Genomic DNA, 20,613 nt, shown 5'->3' with positions numbered 1-20,613 from the left:
TTATTTATTATCTTTATATTGAACGCGGTAAAACGTCTGATACCAATTATTGGCGGCGGTATCAACATCAATATCCGCAAATTTCTCAGGGTATAGTTTTTTCGCCATCCATAATTCCCCAATAGCCATCGCTTCAGGCATCGGATAACCCCAAGCTTTAGCATATTCAGGCATTAAATAAACTCGTTTATTTTTGACTGCATCAATGACCTGCCAACGTGGATCATTGTTAATTTCATCGACAACATTAGGGTAACGATCTTGAATAAAAATAACTTCAGGATCCCAACTAATTACTTGCTCAAGCGAAACTTGTTTATAGCCCTTAATGGTTGCCGCTGCAACATTCATGGCGCCGGCATGTTTCATCATTAAACCGGTATATTTACCAGAACCATATGTGGTTAGCTCAGGATTCGCCATGTATGCCCTAATTCTTTTATCCTCAGGGATATCCTTTAATCTTTGGGCAACTAAGTCTCTGCTATCAAACGTTTCTTTAATCAGGCTGTGTGCGTTATCTGATTTATTGACAATATCACCGATTAGAGTAATACCTTCTTTTAGTCCTTCATTATAAGCTTGCTCTTCATCCTCTAGCTCTGGGTTCAGATTATTCTTCGCTTTACTGCCGTTATCTTTTTGCAGAGAAATAGCGACAACTGGGATACCTACATTGGTAATTTTGTCGATCATCTCTTGAGGGGCATAGTTAGTTACAAACACCACCTGTGGCTTTAGCTGTACCAAACTTTCTAAGTTGACTGTTTTAAGATCACCGATATTTGGCAACCCAGTCAATTTAGGCGCGAGTCTTTCGTAGTTTTTTCCTAATTGTTCTCGCCAATTACCCATAACTCCGACAATTTTATCTGTCGCATCCATTTGAACTAAAAGGTTAAGTGTTTGATGTTGAAGAACAGCAACTCTCTCTACCGTATCATCAATAATAACTTTACGTCCAAGTTGATCAGTAAATTCGCGTTCCGCCTGACAGGTAAAGGAAAGTGCAAGAACAACCAATCCAGTTAATAATTTTTTCATCATAAGTACCATATAATTAAGTCGATATATACTAGTATATATATCGACTTAATTATATGAGTCAAATCAATTCACCAATCGTAGCCCTGAGAATAAGTTACTCAAAATAAAAAGGCCCCAACAATTGGCTATCCAACTATTAAGAGCCTATTCATTAAATTGCTACAACTTTTGTCGAAACTTCACGAAGAATATTTATGACCTTCATGAGACCAATTAAGGTGATTATTTTTTCAAATGCTGCATCAAGCGCTTACGTTTACGCAACTGAGTTGCAGTTAACTGATTTTTCTTATTCGCATACGGGTTTTCACCCTCTTTGAATTGAATACGAATTGGTGTTCCCATCACTTTTAAAGAACGACGGAAATAATTCATCAGATAACGTTTATAGCTATCAGGTAAATCAGATACTTGGTTACCATGAATAACCACGATTGGTGGGTTATGCCCCCCCGCATGCGCATATTTCATTTTCACACGACGACCACGAATTAATGGAGGCTGATGCTCATCTTCCGCCATTTTCATGATGCGTGTTAACATTGCAGTTCCGACGCGGCGAGTTGCTGACTCATAAGCTTCTTGCACTGAGTCAAATAAGTTACCAACACCACTACCGTGAAGTGCTGAAATAAAGTGAATACGCGCAAAATCAACGAAACCTAGACGCAATTCAAGCATATCTTTCACATGCTCACGATCTTCAGGCTTCATGCCATCCCATTTGTTGACCGCAATCACCAGTGAGCGACCTGCATTTAAAATGAAACCTAACAGTGACAAATCTTGATCGGAAATACCTTCACGCGCATCGATAACCAACAAGACAACGTTAGCATCTTCAATCGCTTTTAGTGTTTTGATTACTGAGAATTTCTCAACGGTTTCCGTTACTTTCCCGCGCTTACGTACCCCTGCGGTATCAATCAGGATATATTCACGCTCATCACGTTCCATCGGGATATAAATACTGTCACGTGTCGTACCCGGCATATCAAATACAATGACACGCTCTTCACCAAGAATTCGGTTAGTCAGTGTAGATTTACCCACATTCGGACGACCAACAATAGCTAATTTAATTGGTAAGGTCGTTGGGTCAAAGTCATCTTCTTCTTCGACAAATTCGTTCTCAGCTTCTTGTGCTGCCCAATAAGCTGCATTTTCTTCTTCTTCAGTCAGTTCTATTTCTTCATCTTCGGTTTCAATGAAAGGTTTTAATGAGTGTTCGATTAACTGACTTACACCACGGCCATGTGATGCCGCAATGGAATAAATTTCACCAAGGCCTAACGCATAAAAATCACCGATAACGGTATTTGCATCAATACCATCGGTCTTATTAGCAACAAGATAGGTTTTTTTCTTACGGCTACGTAAGTGTTTTGCGATCCCTTCATCAGCAGGCATTAACCCTGCACGGGCATCGACCATAAACAGTACGACATCAGCCTCTTCAATGGCTTGCAGAGATTGAGCCGCCATATGTGTTTCGACGCCTTCTTCTGTACCATCGATACCACCTGTGTCGATAATAATAAATTCATGCCCTTCAATCTCAGCACGACCATATTTACGATCACGAGTCAGACCAGGAAAATCCGCTACCAGTGCATCACGGGTACGGGTTAATCGGTTAAATAACGTGGATTTTCCTACGTTTGGACGCCCAACCAGCGCTACGACGGGTATCATTATTTGATGCCTCACAACTTTAATTAACTAAAAGAATTCTAAGTTTTCAGTAAAACTGACTCAGAAAACAAAAAACGAAACGGTTCCTGTCATCAGGAACCGTTGATTTTATCGGGAAATTCGCAGCTTGTCAGGAAATTAACGCGTCAACAGATAAACTGTGCCGTTTCTTGCCTGAACCATTAGCTTATCGCTAGCAACAACTGGACGACTATGTAGCCCTGAGCTGTTGATTTTGTTTTGTGCCACAAAACCGCCCGTACTCATGTCTAACCAGTGTAGATAACCTTCTTTATCACCAACAACAATGTAACCATTGTACATTTCAGGTGCGGTCAAACCACGGTTAAGCAAATCTTCTTGTGTCCATAACGTGACGCCATCTGTTTTACGAACCGATAACACACGGTCATGTTGGTCGACTAGGTAAAGATTTTCGCCAGAAAGCACCATGTTGTTAACAGAACCTAAATCACGTTTCCATTTGATTTGGCCTGAACGCATATCCAATGCCGCGAGCGTTCCGTTATAAGCGATAGCATAGATAATACCATCATCAATAACTGGCGTCATATCTACATCATCTAAGCGGCCAATTTCTGTCGAGCTGGTCACTTGAGAAATACGTTGTTGCCAAATTAATTGGCCTTGAGACAGTAATACAGCACTAACACGGCCATTATCACCACCAACTATCGCGGCACCGTAAGCAACACTTGGTGCTGACTCACCACGTACAGATAATGATGGTGTATCCATATTAACTGTCCACTTGATTTGCCCATCATTTTCATCAAGTGCTTGCAACATACCGTTGCTTGTATGAACAATCACAAAACCATTACTTGCAACTGGGCGTGAAAGTGCTTCACCTGCAACTTCAACATCCCAAACAACTGAGCCATCTTCTTTATTTAAAGCGATAACTGTTCCGCGTTCAGTTCCGATATAGATGTGATCACCTGAAACCGTTAACCCACCCGATAGCAGTGCGGATAAGTTCGCAGAAAGGAAGCCTGTACGCTTAGAAAGATCAACTGACCAAATTTCTTTACCGCTGTCTAGCTCAAATGCCTTAACCAAACCTTTACGGTCAGCGGCATAAATAGAGCTACCATCCCAAACAGGGGATAACTCAGCATAAAATTGCCCAACACCATTACCCACTGATTTATCCCAAACAACTGAAGGGGTAAACTGATTTTCAACTTGAGGTAGTGGTGCCATAACGATAGAGTCAGTTTCGCTGGAACAACCGGCAAGTAAAGCTGAAGCGACTAGGCCAATCAAAAGTGTTTTCCGCAACTGCATGTTAATCGTTTCCTTTCTTCTTATAAATTATACTCGTCATAATTCAAGCTGCCTCGTTGTTGACGGGCGCTCAGCTACCCGGAGTGGCATTGTTATCAGTGCTCTCCGGACTACTTTTGCTGGTTGCCTTGATGCAACTCGAATTCTTTAGAGTACAGATACGTTGTTCAGTTTAAGGGTAAGAAGGCTTCTGAGTGATTGAGAGCCCTCACTTTCCAGCCCTTGAGTATATGCAGCTTTTGCGCCTGCATTGTCGCCTTTGTGGAGTAATGCATCTCCACGAATGTCTTGTGCCGCAGCCTGCCATGATTTAGCTTTGATATTAGCTATTGAAGATAATGCCGCATCAGCATTACCTTGTGCAAGCTGTACTCGCGCAAGACGCAGGTTAATTAAATCCTGCATGTCCTCTGTTTTTGCTTTCGTTAGCGCATCCGTTAGTGCTTTTTCTGCATTCGCTAACTCGCCTTTATCAACAGAAACTTGTGCAAGTTCTAAGCCAATCATTGCGCTATATACATCGTTTGTTTCAGCAGCAAATTTTTGTGCAGCTTCAATACCTTGAGCTGATCCTGAATGTAATTGAGCGCTAACATTTTCGAATTTCTGTGCACTTTCTTGCAACACATTAGTTTTATGCGATTGCCAGTAATTCCATCCAAAAATAGCACCAACACCAATTACCAATCCAACGATTAATGCAACGCCATTATCCACAAAAAAGCGTTTAACAGCATCAACTTGATCATTTTCGTTTGTATAGACTTCCACTTGTCTCTCCTTAACCTAACAGCTCAGTTAAACGCTGTGCTAATTGTTGCTGCGATACAGTTTCTTGTTCACCAGTTCGTAAATCTTTTACACCAACTTGGTTATTTAGAATCTCATCATCACCTAAAATCAAGGCAATTTTTGCGCCGTGTTTATCTGCACGCGCCAATTGCTTTTTAAAATTGCCACCACCATGGTTAGTCATAACTCGCAAAGTTGGCAATGCATCACGCACTTGCTCAGCTAACAGCAGTGCTGCTTTTTGGCTATTTTCACCAAATGATGCTAAATAAACATCCGTAACAGATTCATCAGCAGTAAAGCTTGGGTTAAGGTCTTTAACCAATAGAACCATACGTTCCATTCCCATAGCAAAACCGACAGCTGGCGTTGCACGACCACCCAATTGTTCTACAAGACCATCATAACGACCACCAGCACAGACAGTACCTTGAGAGCCTAGCGCCGTTGTCACCCACTCAAACACAGTGCGGTTGTAGTAATCAAGTCCACGCACTAAACGTTGATTAACACGGTATTGAATACCTGCCGCATCTAACAACTTACATAAACCATCAAAGTGCTCGCGAGATTCATCGTCTAAGTAATCAAATAGTTTAGGTGCATCATTCAATAAGGTCTGAACATCTCTATTTTTTGAATCAAGCACGCGCATTGGATTGGTATACATGCGACGTTGGCAATCTTCATCAAGCTTTTCTTTATGCTGCTCAAGGAAAGCCACTAATGCTTCACGATAACGTGCACGTGCATCTAATGAACCAATTGAATTGAGTTCTAGCGTAACATGCTCGCTGATACCTAATGCACGCCACCAGCGCGCTGTCATCATGATCATTTCTGCGTCAATATCAGGACCAGCGAGACCGAAAACTTCCGCGCCTAACTGATGAAATTGACGATAACGGCCTTTTTGTGGGCGTTCATGACGGAACATTGGTCCGATATACCATAAACGCTGTTCCTGATTGTACAGCAGACCATGCTCAATCCCTGCACGGACACAGCCGGCAGTATTTTCAGGGCGTAAAGTAAGGCTGATTTGCTCTTTATCACTTTCTTGACGGTCGATAAAAGTATACATCTCTTTTTCAACCACATCAGTCACTTCACCAATAGCTCTGCTAAATAGCGGGGTATGCTCTACAATCGGGGTACGAATTTCACTAAAGCTATAACCCTGTAAAATATTTTTGAGGACTGCTTCAATTTTCTGCCAAACTCGGGTATCTGCTGGCAGGTAATCGTTCATACCACGAACGGCTTGGATATTTTTTGCCACGTTATGTCTCTATTTTTCGGAATCGAATAAACTCGATTATAAAAGCGAAATGTCATTAGGTTCAATCAACAAACTACAATATTCCTCTTCAATCGGGAATAATCTGTTCTTTTATAGTTTGTCGCCCTGATTTTTCCTCAAAATGACTACATTATGCGAACACTACAAAAGTGCCAAAAACAAAAACTGGCTTCCAATAAGCCAGTTAAATGTTAATTATATCTCTATTTGATTAATATCTATGCGCTTGCTTTCATCTAGCATCGCGGCTTTTGCGCGAATTTTCGCCTCAAGCTGATCAATAATATTGTTGTTATCGAAACGTTCTTTTTGACGAATTCCATCCTCATAGAAACCACTTTTGGTTTTAGCGCCAGCAACACCTAATGTTGACACTTCAGCTTCACCGGGACCATTCACTACACAGCCGATAATTGATACATCCATCGGTGTAATAATGTCTTCTAAACGCTGCTCTAACGCATTCACTGTTCCAATAACATCAAATTCTTGGCGAGAACAAGTTGGACAAGCAATAAAGTTAATGCCGCGTGCGCGAATACGTAATGATTTAAGAATATCAAAACCAACTTTAACTTCTTCAACTGGGTCAGCAGCAAGGGAAATGCGCAATGTATCGCCAATACCTTCAGATAACAGCATACCGAGGCCAATTGCTGATTTGACTGAACCTGAACGCGCCCCACCAGCTTCTGTAATACCAAGGTGTAATGGTTGATCAATTTTCTTCGCTAGCAAGCGGTAAGAGCCTACTGCAAGGAAAACATCAGAGGCTTTTACACTGACCTTAAATTGATCGAAATTCAATCTGTCTAAGATATCAACATGTCGCATGGCTGATTCAACAAGCGCTTCTGGCGTTGGCTCACCATACTTTTCTTGAATATCTTTTTCAAGCGACCCACCATTCACCCCAATACGAATAGGGATATTATAATGACGGGCACAATCTACAACTTGGCGAATGCGTTCTTCACTTCCAATATTGCCTGGGTTGATGCGTAAGCAATCAACACCATATTCGGCGACTTTCAATGCAATACGATAGTCAAAATGGATATCGGCAACTAAAGGTACGCTCACGCGTTGTTTAATCAATTTGAAAGCTTCTGCTGCATCCATCGTCGGAACCGACACACGAACGATATCAACGCCTACACGCGCTAATGCTTCTATTTGACGTACAGTTGCATCCACATCTGTGGTACGAGTGTTGGTCATAGACTGGACAGCAATAGGTGCACCATCGCCAACAGGTACATTGCCTACATAAATTCGAGTAGATTTACGTCTTTTAATCGGTGATTCATTATGCATTTTAATTTAACTCTCCGGACATCCCTGTGCTTTTAAACACTGTTGTGTACCATACCCATTATACTTCAAGTTAGCTATATAGTGGCATTACGTTACTATCCGAATAACACACTCATGCATGATAATTGGGATATCGCCCTTGTCACCTACAGACAACTTAAATTATTTTGGATATCTATCATCGGCGTGATGATGACTATACACAAAAACGCAAACTGCAAACTATCACATTTCTAGTTTTAATATACAGTTTGCGCCTTCGAATTCGCTATGTTTATGCTTCAGGTATTTTCAATTTAGCTGGACGATTAGCTTTAATAAAACGACTTAAATCAACTGTGTTGCCATTCAATTGAACGTCGACATGTGATGGAGCGCCAATATTTAAGCTGTAAGGCAACTTACCTTCCAGTTCTAATTTATCACCATTATTTTTTGTACCACTAAAGAGTATCTTATTGCTTGCATCACGAATTTCAAGCCAGCATTGGCCTTTGAAATTCAAGACCAGCATATCTTTAGCAACAGGCGCTGGTGCTGCCGTTTCAGTTGATAGTGTACGATCGATTGCAACCATGCTATTTGGAGCATTAGGCAGAGGAACCGTTCTTACTGGTTGCGATTCTTCAGTTTGCGGCTCTTCAGTTTGCGTAGATGATAGTGTTAGTGAGCTATCGTCCAAGATAGGTGCAGCACTAGATGCTAAAGGCGTTTGATTATCGGTTGGACTGTTAGATAGCTCGACTTGATTTGCTGCATCATCTTGCTGAGACAAAATCAAATCGTTTTGATTCGCCATCGTGACTAATTCATTTTTTTGCACTTGATGATCTTGCCACCACCAAACACCCACCATTGCAATCAAAACAATTGCTATCAGCCAAGTTAGTTTCATCAACCAGCCTTCACGCTTCTTACGCTTTTTACCTAAAGAGTAACTTTGCATTGGTGTAACTGAATAAGTTGGTGTGGATTCATCTGGCTTTAGTAATGCGGCTAATTCACTTTCAGGAACATGAACTGTACGCGCATATAAGCGCATATAGCCCCGTAAAAAAGTAGGTTCAACGCCAGCAGGTTTTATATCCTCATCGATTTCTCTTACCGTGCTAACTTTAAGGCAAAGACGTTCCGCAACTGCCTCCTGTGTTAGTCCCATACGTTCTCGCGCTTGAGATAATAGTTTTCCTACTGTAATTGGGGTTTGTTCGGTATTGTTATCGATAGTCATTTGCTGGCAACACTGTTTCCGAGTTAATGAAATATAAAGCTGAGTTTCCGTTGCTTTACTCGTGGTAGTCCTAAAGTGAACTTATTTTAATGTCTTCATCTGTTAGTCATTGTAGGTGAACAGGGCCGTTTTGCCTATTGGTTAAAACGGCCCAAATGATAATTAGACCAAATATTTAGACCTTATTCATTATTCAGACTGCTTTTACCTGAATAGGTTCCCCAGCCATACGTTTTTTCAGTGTCCGTTTAGTTCGGTCAATCACATCACCAGCAAGTTGCCCACAAGCAGCATCAATATCATCACCACGTGTTTTACGGACGATGGTGGTAAAACCATATTCCATTAACACTTTAGAAAAACGGTCAATACGGCTATTTGAGCTGCGGTTATAAGGTGCACCTGGGAACGGGTTCCAAGGTATCAAGTTAATTTTACTTGGCGTGTCTTTTAAGCATTCCGCTAATTGGTGGGCTTGTTCAATACTGTCATTGATATGATCGAGCATCACATACTCAACAGTAACACGACCACTATTTGCGTTTGATTTAGACAAATAGCGTCTAACGCTGCTCAAGAAGGTTTCAATATTGTATTTTTTATTGATTGGGACTATTTCGTCACGGACATCATCAGTGGGTGCATGTAATGAAATGGCTAATGCCACATCAATCATATCGCCTAATTTATCTAATGCGGGAACCACACCAGATGTTGATAATGTCACGCGTCGTTTAGATAACCCAAAACCAAAGTCGTCAAGCATAATTTCCATCGCTGGAACGACATTGTTCAGGTTGAGTAATGGTTCACCCATGCCCATCATTACAACGTTAGTGATCGGGCGGCGTCCACTCGACTTCAATGAACCGATAATTTTAGCTGCACGCCAAACTTGCCCAATAATTTCAGATACGCGTAAGTTACGGTTGAAACCTTGTTGTGCAGTAGAACAGAATTTACATTCTAATGCGCAGCCGACCTGTGAAGAAACACACAAGGTTGCCCTGTCATCTTCAGGAATATAAACCGTTTCAACTTGTTGCCCACCAACAGTAATCGCCCACTTGATAGTACCATCTGAAGAACGTTGTTCTTCAGCCACTTCAGGTGCACGAATTTCAGCGACTTCCTTTAGTTTGGCTCTAAGGACTTTATTAATATCTGTCATTTGATCGAAATCGTCATAACAGTAGTGATAAATCCATTTCATTACTTGGTCAGCACGAAATGGTTTTTCACCCATTTGCGCAAAAAACTCGCGCATCTGCTTACGATTCAAATCCAGCAGGTTAATTTTTTGTGAGTTATTTTCTGGTGTGACAGAAATAGCGGAGGAAGTTGCACTTGGTGCACTTGTAGTCATGTCGGACATTTTGAGTTGCCTCGTTATTACACTTTCGGCGAGTGCTATGGGATAGCACAACGTAAATAAAAAAACCGTAATCTGTATTCTATACCCTTTATACTTCTCATACTTCAAATTTCAGCGTTGTTGACAACGTTAACTCACACTCGTCACATTCTTATGTATGTTTCTCGCGCTGGTTTATTGATGTTACTTCACTTGTCGCCGCCTGGCTGTTTATCTGTATGCAAATCGAATGATTTGGGTATATTGCTGTATTACGAAATAATGCTTTGTATCACAGTATTTTGGCTAATTTTAGCTATTTACCGGATAAAAATCGCCCCGTTAATGAATTAACAGGGCGTCGTATTGTACAAAGTTTCTAGCAATAATGCTAATGCATTATCCCTGTCAAACTTCAATCTTTAGCGTATTAGCGAGGGCAAATTTCATCTTCAGCGAAGAAGTACGCGATTTCGCGGTTTGCTGATTCGATAGAATCTGAACCGTGTACTGCGTTTTCCGTGAAGCTATCTGCGTAATCGGCACGTAAAGTCCCTGCTAATGCGTTATCTGGGTTAGTTGCGCCCATCAGATCACGGTGGCGCTGAACTGCATTTTCGCCTTCCAGAACTTGCAGGATGATTGGACCTGAAGTCATAAATTCAACCAGACCTTCAAAGAAAGGACGACCTTTGTGTTCTGCGTAGAAGCCTTCAGCTTGCTCACGCGTCAAATGCAGCATTTTAGCGGCAATGATTGAGAAGCCTGCGCTTTCAAAACGGTGGTAGATAGCGCCAATTGCATTTTTCTTTACTGCGTTTGGTTTGATAATTGAAAATGTACGTTGAACCGTCATAAAAATAACCTCTTTAGCGATTTCGTGACTTTTACCCTGCGTCTCAGTTTTTTTTCAAGTAAATCAAAACGGAAAGTATGTGTCAGTTGTTGTTTTTTATATTGTTTCTCTTTCTGAAGCTTGGCCTCAGAAAATAAGGCGTTGATTATAGGGGCTACGATTACAATTTCCTACAGCCATAACAACATTTTGTTAAAGTTTTTATAGCAAAAAACATTATTTTTTTGGCTAAGTCACATTTTTAGACTAGGCACAAAAACAATTCGCGTAATGCCCCACCAACAAACGCATGAATTCCACTCAAGCGTTATCAAACAACACCCTTTAGTACTTCATATTTCCTTTGAACTTTGAACTTAAATCAAATTTGAGAGATACCCTAAATAATTCGAGTTGTATCTAGACGGCAAACGAAGATATCTTGGGGAGCATACACAAGTATGTGACCCAAGTTGCTGAGAGAAGCCAACAACGAGACAGCTCGAAGTATGACGGGTATCTTGGGGGAGCATACACAAGTATGTGCCCTAAGTTGCTGAGAGAAGCCAACAACGAGACAGCTCGAAGTATGACGGGTATCTTGGGCGAGCATACACAAGTATGTGACCTAAGTTGCTGAGAGAAGCCAACAACGAGACAGCTCGAAGTATGACGGGTATCTTGGGGGAGCATACACAAGTATGTGACCCGAGTAGCTGAGAGAAGCCAACAACGAGACAGCTCGAAGTATGACGGGTATCTTGACGGGTCATTTGAGTTTAAAGTCCACAACACTAACCTGCCCACCTAAATCCATTACCGAAACTTGGTAACTGCCCGATTTATCCAAAGTCAGTAAAATAGTGCCATTATGACCTGTATCTTGTATCTGCTCGCCATTTAAAAACCACCACTGTTGTCCTTGTCCGCCTTGGGTGACTAAGCGTACATCAAGACTGGTTTTTCCCGGTAGACGTTGCAATACTTCGCCATCACGGACGCCCGAAATCAATAAAGGTGGCATTTCCACTTTAAGCGGAGGACATTGTGCATCAGGTTTAGGTAACCGATTTACACGTCTTTCACTTGCGGGTAGCCACGATTCAACGGTAATTGGCCATAACTGAATTGTTTTTTCTTTTGCGTCGGGGCAATCTGCGGCAACCTGCAAGCCTTGATCATTGACCCAAATTTTTTGGCGCAATCCTAACAACGACTCCTGATCTTTCGCCATTAAGGTTGGAGGGATCGTATTATCTAAAATCCAACTTAGGCGACGTTGGCGACAATTGCTATCATCTTTAGGCAGCGAAGTGCCACCCGGCCAACAGATCACTGCCTGACTAACACTTTCTGGCTTAGTATCTTTCGGAATTGGTTCATGGGATTGATACAATCTAGCCAATAATAAGTTATTCACCTGATTCATTATCGGGATCGCTGTAGCATAACCAAACTGCCCAGCGACGGGGGTTCCATCAGGTCGTCCAACCCAAACACCAATGGTATAGCGTGGATTGACACCAATTGCCCACGCATCTCGATAGCCATAACTAGTCCCTGTTTTCCACGCTAAGTTAACTTGTGCTGACAAGCTACTATCAGGCACAGGACGCGCTTCTCCCCCCATAATCCGTCGTACAATCCATGCCGAACCGGGCGACATCAGCTGGCGATCACGCAAGGTATCCGTCGGTCTATAACGCAACGGAGATACTTTTCCTTGGCGCGCAAATCCGCTGTAAGCAGCCACCAAATCATCCATCCGTGCGGCTGTTCCGCCTAAAATTAATGTTAGATTAGGTTCGCTGGCTAGCGGGAATCGTAATTCGGTACCTACATTGCGTAATTGTGCGGTAAAGCGTTTGCTTCCATATACATCAAGCAGCTGCACAACAGGCAAATTGAGTGAACGTACCAATGCATCACTCACACTCACTGGCCCATTAAAGCCACTATCAAAATTTCCCGGTCGATAATCATCAAAACGTCGCGGTACATCTTGCATCAAAGATTCCGCGTGAATCAAACCATCATCCATTGCCAACGCATATAAAAAAGGTTTGAGTGTTGAACCCGGTGAACGCCAAGCTGTGATCATATCAACATGCCCAAAGCGGCTATTGTCTTGGAAATCAATTGAGCCAAGATAGGCTTTCACACTCATATCCGTATGATCAACTACTAACAGTCCCAATGACGTCTGCTTTGGTAACTGATTTTTCCAGTTGATCGCCATATCTTCGAGTTGGCGTTGTAAACCGGCATCAATCGTGGTTTCTATGATCGAATCTTGAACATCTTTGACCACTCGGCGAGCCAGTAAAGGTGCCGAATTTGGGCTTTTTCGTGGTGCTAACCAAATTTGCTCTTGTTTAATATCTTCAATCTTATCAACAGGCCAAACCTGATATTCTGCCAACCTATTGAGTACTTTATCTCGTGCAGCTTGCGCCCTTTCAGGATAACGGTCGGGTCTTAATCTACTTGGTGCCTGTGGTAATACGGCAAACAGTGCTGCTTCACCTGAGGTCAATTTGTCTGGTGCTTTGTTTAAATAGACCCAACTTGCTGCACCAATACCTTCAATCGTTCCCCCATAAGGCGCACGATTTAAATACATTTCAAGAATTTCATCTTTTGAATAATGATATTCAAGCTGTGCTGTACGCCATAACTGTTTGAATTTGCCCGTTACTGTTCTGTCATGTGGATCCACCAGCCGTGCGACCTGCATGGAGATAGTGCTACCACCTGAGATAATGCGCCCCGAGCTGACATCCTGCCATAATGCTCTTAACAGTGAAAAGGGGTTAACCCCCGGGTGGCTATAAAAATGGCGGTCTTCGTAAGTTAATAGTGCATCAATAAATTCAGGGGAGACTTCATCCAGCGTCACAGGATAGCGCCAGATCCCCTCTTTATCAGCAAAACGCCACAGTGGTGTACCATCTTCGGCGACGACAGTGCGCGCCATCTCAACCTGTTTAATCGGTAACGGCCAAATTTTATCGGCTAGCAAAAACAGCAGAGGCAAAAAAATCACCAAGAAGATCAATGTCAACCCAGTGCGTCGTAACCATTTTTTCATGGGGGAAAATATACTCGTTATACTTTTAGGGACTGTTGAACATTGCTGCTTATTTTTATTGCTCATACTGGTTAAAAATAACAGCCCTAGTCACTTCTGTGTTGATGACTCTCGACTACCCGAGACACCTTGTTGTGGATGTGTCTCGGGATAGCTTGGTGAGTCATTGACATACAACTCAAACGACTTTCGCTAAATATCGTTAAGCGCTCAGTTTAAGCGCTTAACGTAAAGATTAACGAACAATTTCTAATTGACCACTTGCATTGCCGACCGCACGCCATTCAGGTACATACATCGACTCAACCTGAGGCACAGGAATACTGTACACTCCTGGCGTCACGGCACGCGCGAGATAGACTAGAGTCGTTGGTCTGTATTGCTGCACTTCGACTGCGGCGACAAAACGATCATCACGGTATTCAATATGACGAATTTGTGATTGCTGCATATCATCAATCACTTCCTGCAAGTTTGGTGCAGTTTGACTGAGACTTGCGCTGCTATTCGCCAGATTTTGGTTTTCTAACTCTAAACCAGCGGGTAACAAGTCAACCACTAATGCATCAGGTACTGCTTGTGATGCATTCACTTCCAATTTGACCACTACCATTTCACCCGTTCTTAAACGATCCAGTGAAATTGGTTTACCTTGAAGGTCTAAATAAGTCCGCTTTACATCCAATACATTCGAACTACGTGTTGGGGTATACAATGGATAGCCCACAACATTCAGTCGAGTATAAAGGGTATTTGTTCCAGAATTCTCAATGCTATACCCTTTTTGAAGTTGTTCTTTAGTCAAGAACTCATTCACTGGCTTATCTGAAGTCATTGGCGGTTCTTGACCATTAATGACAGCTTTCCATGGGGTTTCTGTATCATTGACATAATAACGACCCGCCAGATACAAAGCATTGCTCTCTTGGGTTGAGAAATACTGTTGTGATACTAAATTATTTGAAAGCGTTTGCAGTTTTTGATCACGCGACTTCGGCATCAATTGATGTTCATTTAATAACGCAATAATCATCGCATCATCACGCACGACTGAACCATAATCGCCATCATAAGAGTAACGACCACGTTGTTTTTTCAGTCCATCAACAATCGCACTATCACCACGAGTTTTATCACCCATCAGGTTCAACGCAACGCCTAATTGAACTAGCGATAAACCACTATTGGCTTCATTGCTTCTTGAATACAATTGGCGTAATGCACCCAAAGGCGCTTTTTGTTGAGTTGCGAGAACCAGTCCTGCATAAGATTGAGCTGCAAAACGTGAAGCCGCCTGATTATCGGTATACGGATAATTGATTTGATTACCATCTTGCAGGTAGCTTAATAAACGACTATTTGCGTTGGTGATCGCATCTTGCGGTACCGGATATCCACGCTGATTGGCTCTGTTTAGGAAATCTGTCGCATAGGCGGTTAACCAGTATTCCTCACGACCATTACGATCCCATAATGAGAAGCCACCGTCAGCGCGCTGCATACTTAATAAATGTGGAATACCAATATCAATTGCTTTACGGCGATCTTCATCCGTTTGTGATTTCACACCCAATTTAGACAGTTCAGCCTGAGAAGAGTACAGTGACGGATACAAGCCACTGACAGTCTGTTCAAGGCAACCATAAGGATAAGCAAATAACTCACGAATATAACGTGCAATTTGTAACGGAGGACGGCTAGTTAATAGCACTTGACCTTCTAAGGTATCAGGCGCTAACCCACGTAAGTCTTCCGTTGGTAATGACCATTGTTCACCCGATTCGACTGCAACCGCAAAAGAGACTGTTTCTGCCGGTTGTGCAGGACGAACGCCCACTTTCCAGCTATTGCTATACTCTTTCAACGACTCGCTCGGCAGATTGATACCATTGATGGTCATCGAAACTTCACCTTGACCATAGCCATAATCTGCGCGAACTGGCAATGTGATGGTTGTGCGCTTACCTTTAACTAAAGCAAGTTCTTTGGTGGTTGAACCCTCTAATTTCACCATTCCTGATGCTTTAAAGGTCACCGTGACATTTTGTGTATTGTCTGTGGTATTCGTCAGATCTAAAGCAAAGTAAGACTTGTCACCGCCAGCCATAAAGCGAGGCATTGACATCTGAGTTACCAATGGTGCGGCAACAACCACTTTGCTATCAGCATGACCGAAATCTTTTTCATTCCATGCTTGAGCCATCAAACGCAATTCCCCATTGAAATCAGGAATTGGCAACGTGATTTCACCTTCACCGTTTTTATCTAAGGTAATTGGCTGAGCTTGTTCTGCGATAATTTGTACTTCGGTTAGTGGCTTCATACCACCGCGATCTAATGCGGCATCATCACCATCACCACCAAAACGTAAGCTTGCCAATTTACCTTGGCCTTCGATCAAATGACCGTAAACATCATACTGATCAACACTATAACGCTTGCGGCCAAAAAAAGCATTGTAAGGATCTGGGGTTTTAAAGTCGGTAATGTTCAGCACACCCGTATCAACCGCAGACATCAGTACATTGACTTTTTCAGGCAGTGGCTTGCCATCTTGCGCCGTCGCTTTCACCTTAACGGTTAAGTCTTGATTTGGACGCATTTTGTTTGGAGCCGTCAATGTCAGCCCAATTTTACGGCTTTCATCGGCTAACGGCAGGTGCAACACGCCGATTGCGCGTTTAACTGTTGCTTCTTTCGAGTCATCACCTGGGCGCACAACAACCGCAGTGATATAAAGATCATGACGTGCCCACTCTTTATTGACAGGTACTTCAATCTCCATACCTTTTTCAGGAACGTCGATTTCTTGCCACCATAATGGGCCGCTGCTTGATTCAAGCAGAATATAACCTTTGCCTGCTTTTGGTGATTCAATGCGAACTTTGGCTTTCTCGCCCGGCAAATAGGCTGGTTTGTTCAGACTCAGTTTAACTTGATCAGGACGGACAGCGCCGTTACCACCCGCATTATCTTGCCATGAATAACCTGCCCAGAATTGGATGCTACTGACCAGTTTGTTATCTTCATTGATCACTTCAAGACGGAATGAGCCCCAATCTACTGGGAAGGCAACTTTTGCAGTGCCATCTTTTTCAATTTTGATATTTTCATTCGCCATGACCAAATCTTTTTGGTCATAATTTGATGTCCAGCCACCACTTTCTGACCAGCTCCAATAATAATCACGACGCTCATACACTAAACGGGTGGTTAAATTATCGGCGGCTAATTTATTTCCTGCGGCATCGGCTAATACTAATTCAAACTCAGCTAATGAGTTTTCATCGACGTTATAACGTTGTGCATAACGATCGGTACGGTAATCATAAATTTCTTTTTTATTAAATAGTGGACGAATACCAACCAGTGCATCAGCAGGCCAAACCGCCTGTTCTGCACGGCGCGTTACTGGACGTCCACCCGCTTCTAATAGGCTTGCTTGTGCAATCACCTTTATTGGTGAACGCAGAGATTCCCAGTTATCTTTGGGAATGGCAATAACGGTTTGACCGCTGTCATTAAGGGTCAAATCGAACTCATCAAGTTTGCGTTGCAGACCTTCTTCGTTTTCAAACCCGAATTCAAAGCCCGGCAATTTGGCAACGGCTTCGCGATCTGGCCTGATAAATACTTGACCTTGCAGTTCATTACCCGCAGCCGGTGCACCGTACAAATAACGACCTTTAATATCAAACTCAACAGATTGATCATTCAAGATTGGTTCATCATTCGCCGTAATATCTAATGCCATACGCTCAGGCATAAAGTCTTCAACGTTAAACTTGTAATAACGCAGCGGTGAACCATCACCTAAATCAAAGCGTAATGACCAGTTCCCTGTTTCAGCGGATTTAGGGATCTCAAATTGGTATTGATATAAGCCATCTTGACCTTCATCAGGTTGCCACACAAAACTTCTGACAACTTGACCATCGGTTTTTAACACATCGACTTTAACCGGTTGTGCTTTTACAGAATTACCATCACCATCACGCAGTAAACCATTGACTAGCAGCAGCTCACCCGGACGATATAAATCACGAGGACCAAATACGAAGAATTGTTTTGCGTAACCCACTGGGCCGGAAATATCGAATTCAGACAAATCAAGTGCAGGTTGTGTCAGGTCGATCATACTGGTCTGGCCGTCAAGGGTTGCCAGAAGTAGTTTCCCACCCGCCAGTTTATCTAATTTAGCGTGACCATCACCATCTGTGGTGGCTTTATTGACCAATTGACCTTTTTCATCAAGGATCCGCAGCTCAACCCCTTTCAGCGCAGAGCCTTTCGCCAGTGATTGTGTAAACACATCGACTTGGTCTTGATAACTGTGCAGTGAAACCCCGATATCACTGAGGGTGAATACGGTCGCAGGGAATTGGTAGCTGTAGCCTCCCGCTTTTTGCATGATGGCTAAATAAACGCCATCCTGCTGTAATTCTTTGATATCTTTTAATGGCAGCAATACAGTCTGGCGGGTATTTTTATCTGGATTAAGATCAAAACGACCAGTATAGGCAAGTTCAACTTTATTCAGGAACTCTTCGGAATACCAATATTCGTAATTACTGCGGTATTGCCACATCGCGAGGAATTGCGGCAATTGATTTTCATCAATACGGAAGAAGTTAACATCAACTTTGTCGACATTTAGCGCAATAACAGGCAAACCTTGCGCCACTTTGCTTGGTAATAGAGAACCTTTACTGGCGAAACCGACCGTTGGAATAATTTGTGCCGTTTGCACTTTTTTCTCAAACGCAGAGGCAATCGTCCGCTCATTGACGGCTTTAATTCCCGGATTAACGGTTAAATTAAGTTCTCTTGATGGCGGTAAATGACGAAAACGCAGTTCCATTTGGTTGTCTGATAATTCCCAAGCGCCATCGAGCTTGCCTGATTTAACATCAACCAAATTTAAGAACTGGCTAAAATCTTGATTCGGATCGAGTGGAATAGAGAAAGTGACAACCATGGCACTTGCACCATCTAATTGCAGCTCAGAGGCATCAAGGATGGTGACATCTTTACCTGCATAGCGTTTGATCATCTCTTCTTTCGAAAGTTTCGGTGCAGATTTATTTTCGGACGCGATAGGTGCCGTTTTAGTTTGATTTTCTGTCGCTGAATTTTTTTCTGCTGTAACGTTTGCGTCTTTTTTATTCGTGTCGTCTGTATTATCGCAACCCGCTAGCGCAATAACTGACGCTAATGCCGCAGCAAGATAGCGTTTTTTTGTCTTTAGACCCGCCAATGAAGCCCAACTAAAATGTTGATTCATGACCGACTCTTCCTTTTGTAGTTAATTATACTTAGCCATTACTTCCAGCCAATAAGGTGGAAGCAATCAAAATTTTGACCTAATGATAGAAATAAGTAATGGTTGAAATAATTTGTATCAATCAACTATATAATTTAACAGAGTGTTCTAGCTGTACCTATCAGACAAATGGAAAAAATATCTAAAACCGAGTTTATTTGGAATAGTACGAAGCACGATTGAGGAATTATTGTTCAACGTGAAAATACTTATGCTTTAGATAATTCAAGACCTATCTTGCTATACAAACACATACTGCAAAAACAATGGGTTAATTTTAATACATCTACTCAGCTAACTACACACTAGTGCTATCCCCCTGAATTATGGCAATCGCATAGTCATCACCATATAAATAGCGTTACTGCATATATAGGTAAGTGATACCCAAATTTCCGTTTACCATCACCGACATATTCAGTTACAAAACAGTAAGCAAAATACCAATAAAAAAATACTGACCTAAAAACAATAAGATAAAATAGCAATCTCACCTAAAAAAAATACTCATCTTAGCACCAATCCTAATTAGCTCTCTTTTACGCATAATAATCCATAAGAATATTTGATTTATTACCTTTAATTATATATAAAACAACAAATCATCCTAAGGTAAATGAGCCGCTCAATATGTTACCCACTCGACAATGTAACGAATTAAACTCATGAAAACCCAGATAGGCAACAATAAACACAATAAAAAACCATAAAATCATCTTGGGCGATTGAATATCGCGTGAGAACTCAACATGCAGAGTTGGCACGTCACGTTGAACGCGGATGAACACACCGCGCGTACACAAACAATAGCCGTAAACACGATATGACTCACAAAACCTCATTGGGCATATCAACGGAAGACACCTTATGGACCTCGGTGACGGTCAGGGGCGGTAGCGTACCTAAACCCCGCCTTATCCACCTCGGGAACAAAAAATTGCCCATCACGGGATTTAACACGGAGATTGCAGAATGAGCTTAATGGAGACGGCAAAAACCTTACTTCAAGGTCAAAATCGTTATCGCCTTGAAGTACAAGGCTGCACCGAGTTACTGGATGTCGAACACTTCAGTGGGCGTGAAGCCATCAGCGAGACCTATCGCTACCAAATCACCTTTACCTCTACCGCGCAGGATTTACTGCCGCAACAACTGCTGCGCCGCAGTGCGACGCTGACCTTTGCACCGCCGTTAAATTCATTGATGGGACTGGCAACACAACCGGCTGTCGCCAAGCGCGTGCATGGAACCGTCACCAACTTTCGTCGTTTATCTGGTTCAGCGGATGAAGCCCGTTATCAATTAGTGATTGAG

12 protein-coding genes are annotated in these 20,613 nt (G+C 42.3%); 1 reads left to right on the top strand and 11 read right to left on the bottom strand.

The features are described 5' to 3' along the window. The 11 genes from OOA_RS02800 to OOA_RS02750 form a co-directional block, all read right to left on the bottom strand. Positions 1-1,047 (bottom strand): ABC transporter substrate-binding protein, encoded by a 1,047-nt coding sequence (locus tag OOA_RS02800; protein ID WP_040690755.1) that lies wholly within the window; start codon positions 1,045-1,047, stop codon positions 1-3. Between the two features lie 222 nt (positions 1,048-1,269). Next, positions 1,270-2,742: a ribosome biogenesis GTPase Der gene (gene der, locus OOA_RS02795; RefSeq protein ID WP_008910609.1), complete on the bottom strand. Its 1,473-nt coding sequence runs from the start codon at positions 2,740-2,742 to the stop codon at positions 1,270-1,272. Between the two features lie 138 nt (positions 2,743-2,880). Then, the gene (gene bamB / locus OOA_RS02790) at positions 2,881-4,053 is read right to left on the bottom strand and encodes an outer membrane protein assembly factor BamB (protein WP_008910608.1); all 1,173 of its coding nucleotides are present in this window, start codon (positions 4,051-4,053) and stop codon (positions 2,881-2,883) included. A gap of 147 nt (positions 4,054-4,200) precedes the next feature. Further along, entirely contained in the window at positions 4,201-4,824 is a 624-nt protein-coding gene (locus tag OOA_RS02785) for a YfgM family protein (RefSeq protein WP_008910607.1), read from the bottom strand. A gap of 10 nt (positions 4,825-4,834) precedes the next feature. Next, positions 4,835-6,127: a histidine--tRNA ligase gene (hisS, locus tag OOA_RS02780; RefSeq protein ID WP_008910606.1), complete on the bottom strand. Its 1,293-nt coding sequence runs from the start codon at positions 6,125-6,127 to the stop codon at positions 4,835-4,837. Between the two features lie 216 nt (positions 6,128-6,343). Continuing rightward, positions 6,344-7,465: a flavodoxin-dependent (E)-4-hydroxy-3-methylbut-2-enyl-diphosphate synthase gene (ispG, locus tag OOA_RS02775; RefSeq protein WP_008910605.1), complete on the bottom strand. Its 1,122-nt coding sequence runs from the start codon at positions 7,463-7,465 to the stop codon at positions 6,344-6,346. Between the two features lie 274 nt (positions 7,466-7,739). After that, a complete protein-coding gene (gene rodZ, locus OOA_RS02770) occupies positions 7,740-8,696 on the bottom strand; it encodes a cytoskeleton protein RodZ (RefSeq protein WP_008910604.1) in 957 nt (318 codons plus the stop codon). Between the two features lie 193 nt (positions 8,697-8,889). Next, a complete protein-coding gene (gene rlmN, locus OOA_RS02765; RefSeq protein ID WP_008910603.1) occupies positions 8,890-10,071 on the bottom strand; it encodes a dual-specificity RNA methyltransferase RlmN in 1,182 nt (393 codons plus the stop codon). A 409-nt stretch (positions 10,072-10,480) separates the two neighbouring features. Further along, complete coding sequence (gene ndk / locus OOA_RS02760; protein WP_008910602.1) at positions 10,481-10,906, bottom strand: nucleoside-diphosphate kinase; 426 nt, start codon at positions 10,904-10,906, stop codon at positions 10,481-10,483. A 748-nt stretch (positions 10,907-11,654) separates the two neighbouring features. Next, positions 11,655-13,976, bottom strand: a complete 2,322-nt coding sequence (pbpC, locus tag OOA_RS02755) for a peptidoglycan glycosyltransferase PbpC (protein ID WP_008910601.1) — start codon at positions 13,974-13,976, stop codon at positions 11,655-11,657. Between the two features lie 235 nt (positions 13,977-14,211). Continuing rightward, positions 14,212-19,260, bottom strand: coding sequence for an alpha-2-macroglobulin family protein (locus OOA_RS02750; RefSeq protein WP_008910600.1), 5,049 nt, complete (start codon positions 19,258-19,260; stop codon positions 14,212-14,214). Between the two features lie 1,011 nt (positions 19,261-20,271). Here OOA_RS02750 and OOA_RS02745 point away from each other — a divergent pair. Further along, positions 20,272-20,613, top strand: a 342-nt coding sequence (locus OOA_RS02745; protein WP_008910599.1) for a contractile injection system protein, VgrG/Pvc8 family, incomplete at its 3' end; no start/stop codon positions are given.

The organism is Providencia burhodogranariea DSM 19968, from assembly GCF_000314855.2.
Lineage (GTDB): Bacteria > Pseudomonadota > Gammaproteobacteria > Enterobacterales > Enterobacteriaceae > Providencia > Providencia burhodogranariea.
This window is presented reverse-complemented; position numbering and strand designations above follow the sequence as displayed.